Origin of the sequence: Acinetobacter sp. MF4642 (assembly GCF_002018925.1) — a bacterium.
Taxonomy (GTDB): domain Bacteria; phylum Pseudomonadota; class Gammaproteobacteria; order Pseudomonadales; family Moraxellaceae; genus Acinetobacter; species Acinetobacter johnsonii.
Genome location: NZ_MVON01000034.1, coordinates 1 through 13,265, shown reverse-complemented (window position 1 = coordinate 13,265; position 13,265 = coordinate 1). Strand labels below are relative to the sequence as shown.

At 41.1% G+C, this 13,265-nt stretch carries 12 protein-coding genes and 1 pseudogene; 10 read left to right on the top strand and 3 right to left on the bottom strand.

Annotated elements, in window-relative coordinates; genetic code table 11:
* Positions 1 to 91 precede the first annotated feature (91 nt).
* The 6 genes and pseudogenes from MF4642_RS14225 to MF4642_RS14195 all read left to right on the top strand — a co-directional run.
* The gene (locus MF4642_RS14225; protein WP_078426650.1) at positions 92 to 1,117 is read left to right on the top strand and encodes an AraC family transcriptional regulator; all 1,026 of its coding nucleotides are present in this window, start codon (positions 92 to 94) and stop codon (positions 1,115 to 1,117) included.
* A gap of 327 nt (positions 1,118 to 1,444) precedes the next feature.
* Positions 1,445 to 2,767, top strand: a complete 1,323-nt coding sequence (locus MF4642_RS14220; RefSeq protein WP_413772810.1) for a sphingomyelin phosphodiesterase — start codon at positions 1,445 to 1,447, stop codon at positions 2,765 to 2,767.
* Between the two features lie 9 nt (positions 2,768 to 2,776).
* A complete protein-coding gene (locus MF4642_RS14215) occupies positions 2,777 to 3,736 on the top strand; it encodes a hypothetical protein (protein ID WP_078426638.1) in 960 nt (319 codons plus the stop codon).
* Between the two features lie 480 nt (positions 3,737 to 4,216).
* Positions 4,217 to 4,570 carry a hypothetical protein gene (locus MF4642_RS14205; RefSeq protein WP_029575052.1) on the top strand — a complete coding sequence of 118 codons (354 nt, stop codon included), beginning with the start codon at positions 4,217 to 4,219 and terminating at the stop codon, positions 4,568 to 4,570.
* A gap of 290 nt (positions 4,571 to 4,860) precedes the next feature.
* Entirely contained in the window at positions 4,861 to 5,820 is a 960-nt protein-coding gene (locus tag MF4642_RS14200; RefSeq protein WP_078426636.1) for an aliphatic sulfonate ABC transporter substrate-binding protein, read from the top strand.
* Positions 5,821 to 5,902: 82 nt separating this feature from the next.
* Positions 5,903 to 6,640, top strand: a pseudogene (locus MF4642_RS14195) (ABC transporter permease); the annotation flags it as partial.
* A 56-nt stretch (positions 6,641 to 6,696) separates the two neighbouring features.
* On the opposite strand, the gene prmC reads toward MF4642_RS14195, so the two are convergent.
* Together prmC and prfA are read right to left on the bottom strand one after the other, a co-directional pair.
* Complete coding sequence (gene prmC, locus MF4642_RS14190; protein WP_078426635.1) at positions 6,697 to 7,515, bottom strand: peptide chain release factor N(5)-glutamine methyltransferase; 819 nt, start codon at positions 7,513 to 7,515, stop codon at positions 6,697 to 6,699.
* Positions 7,515 to 8,603, bottom strand: coding sequence for a peptide chain release factor 1 (gene prfA / locus MF4642_RS14185; protein WP_058869859.1), 1,089 nt, complete (start codon positions 8,601 to 8,603; stop codon positions 7,515 to 7,517). Before prfA ends, prmC begins: the two co-directional genes overlap by 1 nt.
* Positions 8,604 to 9,064: 461 nt before the next feature.
* Here prfA and MF4642_RS14180 point away from each other — a divergent pair, with 461 nt between their 5' ends.
* The 4 genes from MF4642_RS14180 (at position 9,065) to MF4642_RS14165 (ending at position 12,340) form a co-directional block, all read left to right on the top strand.
* Positions 9,065 to 9,490 (top strand): glycine zipper domain-containing protein, encoded by a 426-nt coding sequence (locus MF4642_RS14180; protein ID WP_058869860.1) that lies wholly within the window; start codon positions 9,065 to 9,067, stop codon positions 9,488 to 9,490.
* Between the two features lie 224 nt (positions 9,491 to 9,714).
* Positions 9,715 to 10,242, top strand: a complete 528-nt coding sequence (locus MF4642_RS14175) for a hypothetical protein (RefSeq protein ID WP_078426634.1) — start codon at positions 9,715 to 9,717, stop codon at positions 10,240 to 10,242.
* Between the two features lie 290 nt (positions 10,243 to 10,532).
* Complete coding sequence (locus MF4642_RS14170; RefSeq protein WP_078426633.1) at positions 10,533 to 11,534, top strand: LLM class flavin-dependent oxidoreductase; 1,002 nt, start codon at positions 10,533 to 10,535, stop codon at positions 11,532 to 11,534.
* A gap of 242 nt (positions 11,535 to 11,776) precedes the next feature.
* Positions 11,777 to 12,340, top strand: coding sequence for a flavoprotein (locus MF4642_RS14165; protein WP_078426632.1), 564 nt, complete (start codon positions 11,777 to 11,779; stop codon positions 12,338 to 12,340).
* Positions 12,341 to 12,375: 35 nt separating this feature from the next.
* On the opposite strand, the gene MF4642_RS14160 is transcribed toward MF4642_RS14165, so the two are convergent.
* Positions 12,376 to 13,050: a hypothetical protein gene (locus MF4642_RS14160; protein ID WP_171262527.1), complete on the bottom strand. Its 675-nt coding sequence runs from the start codon at positions 13,048 to 13,050 to the stop codon at positions 12,376 to 12,378.
* Positions 13,051 to 13,265 lie beyond the last annotated feature (215 nt).

The following is a 13,265-nucleotide window of genomic DNA, read 5'->3' as shown; positions in this document are numbered from 1 at the left end:
AGAAGCACTTGAGTACAATTTCCAAATATTGCATCTTCCATGATGGTTTTGGACAATGCTCAAAATGCACAATAAAAATATGGAAGCCACTATGACTGCATCGGAACATGCAAACGCACAGAAAAATTCCATTTCAATTGCTTTGGTACACGAAGCATTGTTTGAAGCTGAAAAGCAGGGATATGCAGTTGCTGATATTTTGAAAAATGCAGGCATCAATAGCGAACTGTTAAGTGCGACAAAAGCACGAGTCTCAGTCAATCAATATGCACAGCTCTGGACTGAACTGGCCAATGTCATGAATGATGAGTTTTTTGGGATGGATCGTCATGTTATGCGCCGTGGCAGTTTTCAGTTTTTATCTAAATCACTATTACACACCACCCAGCTCGACCAAGCTATTCAGCATATTTTGCAGTTTATGAATCTGGTGCTAGATGACTTTAGCAGTCAACTCATGGTACAAGAACATTATGCCTATATTTTGATTTACGAACGACAACAGCCCAAGCGTATGTTTAGTTACGCAACTTACATCATGTTGATTCATGCTCTAATATGTTGGCTAGTGGGTCAACGGGTGATTTTGAATCAAATTCAACTCAAATGTGATGCACCTACAGATGATATCGATTACAAAGTTCGTTTTTGTGAAAATATCAAGTATCAAATGGCTGAAAACTATATTCAGTTCGATGCCAATTATTTAAAAATGCCCATAAAACAGGACAGTAAATCGTGGTATCAATTTATTCAGCAAACCCCACATATTTTACTGACTCGTTATAAAAATCCACATTCAACCAGTGCCCAAATTCGTCGCTATTTAATGCAAGAACCCCCGATCCAGTGGCTTGAACTGTCTGAAATTGCCCATCATTTCAATATGTCTGAGGCAACTATTCAGCGTCGACTGAAAAGTGAAGGTTTCAGTTATCAACAGCTCAAAAATGATATACGCCGTGATATGGCGATTGAGCTGCTCAGTAACAGCCAAGTATCATTACAAGACATTAGCACTGAACTCAATTTTCATGATCCGAGTGCTTTCCATCGCGCTTTTAAAAAATGGACAGGCGTCAGCCCCGGTGCTTATCGTCAAAATAAGGACGCTTAACTTAGGTCGATTGGTATAGGCAACTACGAAACGCTCTTGCTCTTTCTACATAACAAATAACCCACCCATACCATTCTCTCGTTAAAGTAAACCTCAACATTTTATTGTTCTGGGTTTGGTTTTGATTTGCCAAATGAAATGTCAACAGAGCTTATAAATTAAATTGATTTTTTGATGCTAATTCATCGGAAAATCAGGGTGCTGTCGCACTTTGTCACTGACTTAAAAAAATTACCTGCCATAGTGATCTCGTCATATTGTTTTACACAATATTGAATAAAAACATCATGGAGGGAACACATGAGCACCCAATTAAATAAAAACTTAATGAAAAATATCGGATGGTTATCATTACTGCTGTGTACGCAGCAAGCGATAGCAGACTCATACATTTATGTGACCAATACCACCCCTGAAACGGTATCCGTCAATATTAATCATCATGGTACACGCACCTTAACTCAAGGGAGTCAATGGGCTCAAGAAGCCACCCAAATTGCACCTTATGAAACCAAACGTGTACTGCGTTTTAACCGTTATACTGGGGTAAAGTCAGGTCAAACTTATAATTTTGATACCGTGATTACAGGTGGGGGTTCAAGCGTCACCCTAAAGCAATCTATGACTGGCACTTGGTCTGGTAGTGATATTAAACACTCTGCATCTGGCAGTGATTTCTCTGCACCATGGTTCAACGACCGCAACATTCAGCGTTTCAACACCAATTATGCAGGAAAAGCGGCGCAGACTGCTTTTAAAGCTGAATACACTGGTGGTTATGACGACTTCCACTACACTATCCATCAAAATACCGTGCCAGAACTCGTTGCCAGCAGTGCCGATGAGTTTAAAGTTTTAACCTACAATATTTATGCTCTTCCTTTGGTGGCAAGTAAAATTGATTCGCGTTTAGAGCAACTGCCGCAAAACCTAAAAGGCTACGACGCGATCTTATTCCAAGAAACCTTTGCTTCTGGGCGTACCGCCATGTTGGCCAAATTAGCGCAGGAATATCCGTACCAAACCTATATTCCAATCGGTTCAGGTTTCAATATCTATGACAGCGGCATATTGGTTGCAAGTCGTCATCCAATTGTAAAAACAGATCATTTTATTTACCCGAGCTGTACAGGGATTGACTGCTTTGCCGATAAAGGCGTGATTTATGCTGAAATTCTCAAGAATGGCAAAGCCTATCATGTGACCTCCACGCATACCGCATCGTTTGATACCGATGCGGCACGTGATATGCGCCAGCAACAATTTAAGCAAATCCGCGCTTTGGTCGATAAGCAAAATATTCCATCATTTGATGCCGTGCTCATGGGCGGTGACTTTAATGTCAACAAACTACTGTGGCCGCAAGATTATGCTCAAATGCAAATTAACTTGAATGGTACGGTCCCAGTCAGCACAGGATATACCGAATCGACCTTCGATCCACGAGTGAATAAACTCGCAGGTGCAGGACTCACGGGTGGCTCTACCGTAGAGTATTTAGACTACGTGGTGTCATCCAATAACCACCGTCAGCCTATGCAAGCACGTAACGATGTCCGTATTCTTCGCTCGGCTGCCGACCCCGTATTTATGACTTGGGACTTATCTGACCACTTCCCAGTAATGGGTCAATTCCAATACAACCCATAAGGAATAATAATGAAGCGCTTTGGGCTTATCGCTTTGGTGCTGAGTGTATTGGTAATCGGTGTGGTGATATGGTTGGGCCTTGGCTCATCATATGCCACATCGGCTCAAACTCAGGCATCCTCACCGTCCCTTACAGAGACTGCTCAACCCAGCAGTTTGCAAGAGAAGCTTGCCGCTGCAAACAATGACGAGTCAAAAATGCAGCAACAACAGCAACAAGAATCCATCCAACAAATCATTCAACATTTTCAAAAAAATCCGGGCAATATCACACAATTATTAAACCAGTTACAGCAAAACTGCCCCGATACCAACTGTCAGGCATTATTAAAACAGGTACTGGCCGAATATCCAGATCAGCAGTTTGCTCAGACTTTAAAACAATTGATAGAACGCCTGCCGCTTTACGAAAAAGAAATGCAAGCTAAAATCATGTCCACACAAATGACTCCACAACAGCGTTATCAAGAAATTTGGAACTTACGTGAGCAGACTTTAGGTAAGCAAGAAACCCAACTCGGCTTTGCTGAAGAAAAAGAGTTTGCTAGCTATCAGTTTGCTTATGGTGAGCTCTTGAGCCGCGCACCGCACATGACCTTACAACAACGACTGAGTGAACTTTCACAACTACAGCAACAATATAGAAACCCGAGCAAAAATATTGATGGTCAGAGTGGTAGTTACGATAAAGCCCTTAAATTGGCTTTAATTGGCGTCACTGACCCAATACTGCAACAAGAAATTACCCAACAAATTCGTAACAGCTACTTTTCAGGCAAAGAAGTGGCGCAGTTGGCTGAACGCGAACAACAAGTCGCTCGACAACAACAACAGATCGCCAGTTATCAATCTGAACTTGCTGCTCTCAACCAAGAAATGAACCAGCAAAAACAAAACTTAGCTGAAAGTGCATGGCAACAGCAATATCAACTCCGTCTAGAACAACTGAGGCAAAAGCACTTTAACTAGTGGCTTAAACGTTCATCATTCTCCACATCAAACAAAGACAGCTAAAGCAAGGTGATATACCTCATGTTGCTTTACCATGCCCTTATAAATTGCAATTCCACAATGTTTTGAGTTCGCATCAGTGATGCGTAAAATAAAGAGTATTGCAATAACAATATTAATAAAATTAATATAATTTAATAACTTAAGTAAAAATAAAAGAACTTTTTGATTAAACCCCCACAATATTTCACATTGAGTACTTCTTTTTGATCGATCCGAGTCCATTGGAACAATAGTGTAAAATTTAAACAGGGACTCTATTTAATAAATTTAAGCTTTTCATTCACTTAACAAATCCATCTTTCATTTATCGGAATCTATTTGCAAAAAGTTCCAAAATGGATTATTTTTCAACCAATTTTAAAGCATTCTTTAATGCTTATTTTCTGGCTGTACTCCCCCCTGTTTAATCACCTTATTTCTTTTAAAGGTTATGACATGCTTAAAATGATTGATGTTCTCGATCAACGTCTGGTGCAAAACTTTACTCAAGCTTTGCAGTCTCCTACCCCACAATTTGAAGAGCAACTGGATCAAGGTATTCTCAATGCATCAGACCTTGAATTAAATCATGCTGTTACTGCATTTTTTAATGAAGTTAATGCGATTGAAGCTGCTCAAGCGTTGGATATTAGCGCTGACCGTATTCAAGCCCTTCAGTTAGGTGCATCGTTTAAAGATGAACAATATTTAGCTGATCTAAAGAAAATTGTGACACTTTGTCTTGCACTTGAAACTGATGCTTTAGAGCAAGTTGAAGTGTTTGACAGTTTACAAGACTATCCAATGTAAGCTTGCAACCCCCTTAAAAAAAGCGACTATTACAGTCGCTTTTTTACATTCAAAATGAATGATTTAGTTATGCAATTTTCATATAAGAAGAAATTATTCTATGCTTTTTGGAAGTTATTCTATACTCCAAAAACTGCACATAGCTCAACCAAGTTATTAAAATTCAGATAGTTAAACCAAGAGCACCCGTTTATTTCAATTTAATATTTTGTTATCCATTTTTCTTTTTTTATTTTTCGCATCCATAAGGTTAAAAGAACCCACAAATGAACTTATTTAAATGATACAACATGAAAAACTTTAAACTACTGAGCACTTCACTGATTTTAAGTCTGATCGGTTCTTATGCCAATGCCGCTATTCCAAACACGCTCAAACTTGATTATGCCTACTACGCACCAACCAGCCTCGTAGTCAAAGAACAAAAGCTCTTAGAAAAAGCCTTACCTAAAACTGAAATTAAATGGGTATTTAGCCAAGGAAGTAACCGCTCGTTGGAATATTTAAATAGCGGCAGTGTCGATTTTGCTTCAACCGCAGGACTTGCAGCCGTACTCAGTCGTGCCAACGGCAGCCCAATCAATACCGTTTATATCCAGAGCCAACCTGAATGGACTGCTTTGGTGGTTGCTAAAAACTCCCAAATTAAAAGCCTAAAAGACTTAAAAGGAAAAAAAATTGCTGCAACCAAAGGCACAGATCCATTTCTATTTACCTTACAAGCGCTGGATACAGTGGGTCTAAATAAACGCGACGTGCAACTGGTCCATTTACAACATCCAGATGGCAAAACAGCTTTAGAACGTGGTCAAGTCGATGCTTGGGCAGGCCTAGATCCTCTGATGGCATCGGCACAAGTGCAATCTGGCGCAAAACTGCTGTATCGAAATATTGGGTTTAACAGTTATAGCGTACTCAGTGTCAAAGAGTCTTTTACTCAGCAAAGTCCCGAAGCCATTGAAGCCGTGATTAAAGCTTATGAGCAAGCACGTAAATGGGCCAAAGCTAATCCAGAGAAATTGGCGGAGTTACTGGCACGCGAGTCCAAACTGCCGTTGAATGTCGCAAAATTACAACTAAGCCGTACCAACTTTGATCAAAACATTCCGTCAGCCAAACAGATTGCTGCATTACAAAAGTCTGGCGGCATTTTGAATGAAGAAGACTTAGTCCGTAAAGGCACCAATGTAAATCAAGTCGTGACTCAGTTGTTTAAGCCACAATATGCACAAAAGGTTGTAAGCAAATAATGACTAAGTCAGTCGCGAGCTTTTTCACCCCTATTGTAGTGAAAAAAGTTCCTCATTTCAGTTGAAATTGAAGAGTGTTCTCAAAGCGATCACCCTTCCAGTGCTCTTACTGATTGCTTGTGAATATCTGGTCCGTGCAGGTTTTATTGAACCTTATTTATTGCCTGCACCCAGTAGTCTATGGCAAACCTTTCTAGATTTATGGCAGGCAGATTTATGGATGCATGTATGGACCAGTACATGGCGAGTGTTTTTAGGCTTTTTTATTGGGAGTGCTCTGGCTTTAATGTTTGCGATTTTGGTGGGACTCAATAAACAGGTTGAAGCATTTTTAGAACCTAGTTTTTCAGCGATCAAATCCATCCCGAGCTTAGCGTGGATTCCTCTACTTTTACTGTGGTTGGGAATTGATGAAGCATCGAAAATTACCCTAATTGCGATTGGCGCATTTTTTCCGACCTATACCAACACGGTCGCGGCTGTTAAAGGTGTCGATCGCAAGCTCATCGAAGTCGCACAAGTCTATCGACTGAAGTACTGGCAACAAGTGCAACAGATTATTTTGCCTGCGGCATCGCCGGGAATTTTAACGGGACTGCGCAACAGTTTAAGTTTGGCATGGATGTTTATGATTGCCGCAGAGCTCATTGCAGCAACACAAGGCATTGGCTACTTACTGAGTGATGGCCGAGAAACTTCACGCCCCGATATTGTGATCTTAGCCATTATTCTTTTAGCCGTGCTCGGAAAACTCAGTGATAGCATCATGAAAGCCCTCGAGACTTGGCTACTGCGTTGGCGTGACGTATTTGGAACATAAGGTAGAAAAAATAAAAGCGCATCGAATGCGCTTTTATTTTGAAGGGAACAAAGAAATTATTGTGTCCACTGCCCTAAAGTAACGCGGTCATTTCCACCATAATCTTTCACAGTCCGGACTTGTTTATAGCCCGCTTCTTTAAAGATTTTCTGTACGGCATCACCTTGATCATAACCATGCTCCAGCACCACCCAACCATTAAGAGTTAAATGCTTTTTGCCTTGCTGGATAATGACTTTTAAATCAGCCAAACCATGATCTGCCGCAATTAGGGCACGTTCAGGCTCAGTTGCTAAGTCTTGCATGTGAGCATCATCAGCATCGATGTACGGCGGGTTCGAGACAATCACATCAAAAAACTTTCGATTTAGCGGTGTAAACCAACTGCCACACACAAAAGTCACATCATTTAAGTCATGCTTTTCTGCATTTTGCTGCGCAACGGCTAAAGTCGGTTCATAAATATCGGTAGCCGTGATATCCCATGTGTCCCGTTCACTGGCCAATGAAAGCGCAACCGCACCCGTCCCCGTGCCTAAATCGACAATGCGGGCATCTTCAGGTAAGTCTAAACGTAGTACAGTTTCAACCAATACTTCGGTATCTGGACGTGGCACTAAAGTGTCAGGAGTGACAATCAGATCTAGCGTCCAAAACGGCTGTGAACCTGTTACATAAGCCAAAGGTTCACCTGCTTCAATTCGTGCCAAGGCAGCAACATAGGCTTGCTCTTGCTCATCGGTCAGCACTTGATCTTTTTTCATAACCAAATCAAAAGAATCAATTTTGGTGATGTGTTCCAGCAACCATGCGTTCTCTTGACGTTCGTAACTCTCGGCTTCACCACGTAAAGCCAAAGCTTGGGCAATATTCATTATCCACCATTCTGCTGTGCAAGCATCGCAAGCTGATCTGCTTGATATTCACGATGTAAGCTATCTAATAGTTCAGTTAAATCTCCTTCCATAACCGCGTCTAACTTGTATAAAGTTAAGTTAATACGGTGATCAGTCATACGACCTTGCGGGTAGTTATAGGTACGGATACGTTCTGAACGATCACCCGAGCCGACCAAGTCACGGCGCATTTCAGAAGTTGCTGCATCAGCTGCCGCACGTTTTGCATTTTCCAAACGTGAAGCAAGTAAAGCCATCGCTTTGGCTTTGTTTTTATGCTGCGAACGCTCTTCCTGACATTCCACCACTGTTCCTGTTGGAATGTGGGTAATACGCACGGCCGAATCGGTTTTGTTGATGTGCTGACCACCCGCACCTGAGGCGCGGTAAGTATCAATACGTAAGTCTGATGCATTAATCTCGACCGTTGTATCGACATCAATTTCAGGCAAAATCGCAACAGTACACGCCGAAGTATGTACACGCCCCTGAGACTCCGTTGCAGGTACACGTTGTACACGGTGCGCGCCACTTTCAAACTTCAAGCGCCCGTAAACGCCCTCACCATTCACCAAACAAATAATTTCTTTATAACCACCGTGTTCGCCTTCATTTTCAGACAACACTTCAATACGCCAGCCTTGTGATTCAGCGTACTTGGTGTACATGCGGTATAAATCACCCGAGAAAATAGCAGCTTCATCACCGCCTGTTCCCGCTCGAATTTCCAAATATGCAGAGTTCGCATCATTTGGATCTTTCGGAATCATTAAAATATTTAAATCAGCTTCTAAAGACGCAATAATGGCTTTATTTTCTTTAATTTCATCAACAGCCATTTCCTTAAAATCAGGATCTGAAAGCATCGCTTCAGCCGTTTCAATGTCTGCTTCAGCTTGTTTGTACTTGGTCCACACTTCTGTGATTTCGCTTAAATCACTATGTTCGCGTGACAACTGACGAAAGCGTTTGTTATCTGAAATGACTTCTACATCTGCAAGTAATGCTGTTAATTCTTCGTGACGGTCAGAAAGTTGATCTAATCGTAAACGTAACGATTCTTTCATTAGGAAAATATCTCAATATAAAGGCTGCAATACAGTTTCACAGCACCAAAAAATTTGCGCTTAGTTTAACGGCTCTATCACGCAAAGAACATCTTTATTCAATCCTGTGCGATGTTTACTTTATGGATCGCAGTACATTGATCCACTTTTAATGTGTGTTTATGCGGTTACTAGCGTTCAGAAAATGTAGAACAGCTTATTTCATATCCACCTTTTAAATAGGTCATTTCAGCTCAAAATTCAGAGTGTGAACTGCATCACTCCTAAGTTTATCCACATTTGAATGATTTCGGATAAATTTCATTCTGCTTATTCACATTTGTAATAAAACTGATACAAACAAGAAACCAACAGGTTTCAATTTGGTTTTAACTCTCCACAATTAACTGGAATCTTTTTGTTACATTAGCCTCATCGAAAAAAGTAAAACAGTTCAACCAATGTTGGACATGGAGAAACACATGAAACTCAATACACTCTTAATGTCAGCAACATTAGCAACGGCATCTATGTTTACTGCAACTGCATATGCAGACAGCACAACTCGCGTTGCAGCAGCCAGTGCTTTAGGTAGTGTTGCAGGCACAGCGATTGGTAAAAATATGGGTGGTACAACTGGTGCAACTATCGGCGCAGCACTTGGTGGTGCAGGTGGTGCAGCCGTAGCGAGCAACAAACGCAACCGTACTGAATCTGCTATTGGCGGTGCTCTTGGTGGTGGTGCAGGCTATACCGTAGGTAAAAGCATGGGTGGCACCAATGGCGGCTACGTTGGATCTGCATTAGGTGCAGCAGGCGGGGCAGCTCTCGGTAACAAAATTTCAAAAGACAAACAATACGATTCTTACCATGGTAAAAAATGGAAGAAAAAACATAAACGCCATTAATTCACTGCATTGTAAAGATGTCATTGAAAGCACCTTCGGGTGCTTTTTTATGGCACAGATTTAGATGCAATAACATATCAGCCAAACTGGTAGAAAATACGAAGAGTCGTTACACGACATTTACTAAAGCAACGATTTCGATAAAGTTTGTCTTCATTATTCTTCCAACATGTTTCGCTAAAGTGAAATCAAGACAAAATAGACATGCTCTTAGGAGTTTAAAAATGAAAATTAAATCAATTTTAATGAGTACCGTAATTGCAGCTTCTGCTTTAACGATGACCACAACATATGCAGGTAATACAACCAATACCGCACTGACTTCTGCGTTAGGTGGTGTTGTCGGTGCGGCGATTGGTAACCAAATGGGTGGACAAACAGGCGCGATGATTGGTTCTGCCATTGGTGGTGGTGCAGGTGCAGCCGCTTCAGCCAACAAACGTGACCGTAATGGTGCAATCATTGGTGGAGCACTCGGTGGTGCAGGTGGTTATACCGTAGGTAAAAACATGGGCGGTACCAATGGTGGGTATATTGGCGCAGGTATAGGTTCAGCGGGTGGCGCAGTTCTAGGTAAAAAAGTCTCTGAAGACCGTCGTTATGATGACGAATATGACCGCCGTTACGACGACCGTTATGATCGTCGTTATGACAGCCGTGGCTACCGTAATAGCAATTATAAATATAATGGTCGCAACTACCGTGGTGACAATGGCCGTCACTTGGGCTGGTATAAAAACGGTAAACGCTAAGTACCGCATAAAACATTTTCAAATAAAAGAGCACCTTCGGGTGCTTTTTTATTTATCTGACAACTACACTCAAAAAAGACACTGCATCGTTTCTACTGAATGCGGCAGCTTACCACTTTGGTTTTAAACGCATGTGTGGCTGGTGCTGTTCAGCGATGTTGAATATAAATTTTGTTTCATTTTTAAATCAACACCTTATACAATACGACCAGAATATCGTATAAAATCGATATACAAAATAACAGTTATATCGTATTATTTCGATATATAAAACAAAACTGAGAAGTAGAATGCGCACGTTGTCCGAGACTCAATTTTCTATTTTAGAATTAGCTCCTGTCCGCGAAGATCAAACTGTACAACTCACCCTACAGCATAGCTTAAAGTTGGCCCAACAAGCTGAGCGTTTAGGCTATAGCCGACTTTGGCTTGCAGAACATCATAATATGGATGGTATTGCCAGCTCTGCAACTGCGGTGCTACTCGGCTATTTACTCGCGAATACCTCAACCTTAAAAGTGGGTTCTGGCGGTATCATGCTCCCAAACCATGCACCACTGATCGTAGCGGAGCAATTCGGTACGCTTGCGACACTCTATCCAAACCGGATCGAATTAGGCTTAGGTCGAGCACCAGGTACAGACCAAATGACCATGCGCGCACTTCGCCGTGGCCGTCAAGAAACTGAAGATCAGTTCCCACAAGATGTCTTAGAAATTTTGCATTACTTTAAAGACGCTGAACCAAATCAGCGCATCATTGCAACTCCGGGGCAAGGGACACATGTTCCTGTATGGCTACTCGGTTCAAGTTTATTTAGTGCACAACTGGCTGCAAAACTCGGTCTTCCCTACTCTTTTGCATCACACTTTGCACCGCGTATGCTGAAACAAGCGATTCAGCTCTATCGTGAAAACTTTGAACCCTCTGAATACTTATCGAAACCTTATGTGTCTATGGGTGTCCCGACGGTCATTGCTGAAACCGATGCTGAAGCTGAATATCTAGCGACCAGTGCCTACCAACGTGTTTTAGGTCTCATGCGCGGTCAAAGTTTAAAGCTAAAAGCGCCAATTGCCAGCATGGACGGTCTATGGTCACCTGCGGAAAAAATGTCGGTTGACAGTTTTTATTCCATGGCGCAAATCGGTTCCAATGGCACAGTGAAAGAAGGCTTGAAACAACTTCTTTTAGAATATGATGTCGATGAGTTCATTTTCACCTGTGACATCTATGACACGGACAAACGTTTAGAAAACTTTGAACGTCTCATGCAGATCAAAAATAGCTAAGTACAAATGAAGTTAATCGCCTTATGCGTATTAATACATACCCATAAGGCGACGTGCATAAATGAATAGCTAAAATCTCAGCCGATACCTAAAAAATCCTTAAAACCGTGCAAAAACTGCTGCTATGTCTAGACTAAAGTTAGCGTGACTGCTCAGACAATTTATCACTTTGCCTTTTTAGAGCAAAAGCACTAAAAATAATAAATTAAGGAAAGACGATAAAAAACAATTAAGGATCGAGCATGGTCAATTTGCATTCAACAGACAACGTATCTGGTTTATTTCAAAACCATCCCGAGTATTTTCAGCATTTTAAAGGGCAACTGATTCCCTCATCAGAAATTAAACAACATACTTTTACTGAGCAACGGGTCGCAATTATTGGTACAAACCAGCATACAGTAACTGCCCTCGAATCGATTTGTCAGGTCGCTCAATCGGTCTATGTTTTTCAAAATGCGCCACAATTTATCTTGCCAAAAACAGAGCGTGGAATTCAGCGCTTAATTCAACATCCTTTGGTTATTAAGAACCGACGCCTATTTAACACACGGATCAAATGCCTACTGGCCCTACGCTTTTTAGAAACCCAAGTTCAAGACCCATGGCTTAGACACCAACTCAAACCTAACTCCGCTGCCGATAAACTTAAATTTTTCAAGTCCGATCATTATTATCACGCCTTACAGCGCGACAACTGTAAGCTAATCACTTGGCCAATCGTCAAAATCCGAGAACATGACATTCAAAGTTTAGATGGCGCCGAATATCCCGTCGATGTGATCATTACCACCTATAGCCATTAACCGTATAGGGTAAGTTTTACCCACTTACCCGTTGTTTATTTCGTCACACCTGTATACTGATAGCCTGTATTTGAACGCTGATAACGTAAGTATTTTCCAGTCGGGCGGCTGTTTTGATCTAATAAAGTGATATCAATCTTGTTTAAGTCTTTTGAAACACGAATATATGAACCGCGCCGCTCCTCGTCATAGTGACAGTCATAATCTACTTCAATCGAACTTAGTTGCTGGTTTTTGGTCTGGAAAACTGGTGTTGCTCTCAAAGCTTGGGCATGCATTTTAAAGGCTTGAATTTGATAAAGACCGTGACAACTATCGCCTTTGTAATAACTTTGAATCAGATAAATCGGCTGTGCACCCAATTTTACTTGGTCAATCTTTAAAATATAGCCTGTTTCTAAAGGCTGAAGTTTAGCGGACTTGCTCGATTTCGTCTGCACATAGGATGAAAATTCACCCATAGTACCGCCACCGCCTACATCAAAGGTATAGAATTTAAGCAGTTGGTCCGGTGAGGCATTAATCTTTAGTCTAAGATTTTCAGTCAATTTGGGGAAAGAATAAGCATAACTTTCTGCATTTTCACGGATTAAATCAATCACATCATTTTCGATCTGTTGATTCACCGCATAAAAATCTAGCGCTGCATATTTTTGATCAATCGCCTGCTCAGCCTGTTGAATTGATATATTTTGCGCATATAAAGCCATATTAAAATGAGCACAACAAAATACACCTAATAGGCATTTTGATATTATTTTCATTTGATCTAATCTGTATTTTTATATTGATCAATATTAGATCTCTTTCATAAATCAAAAAACGACCTTCTTTTTGGTTAATATTTGCACTCCGGATTTCTTGGCATTCGTGCATAATCTGCGGATGAAATACATCGATTCAAACAAGCTTTCTGATACTCAGT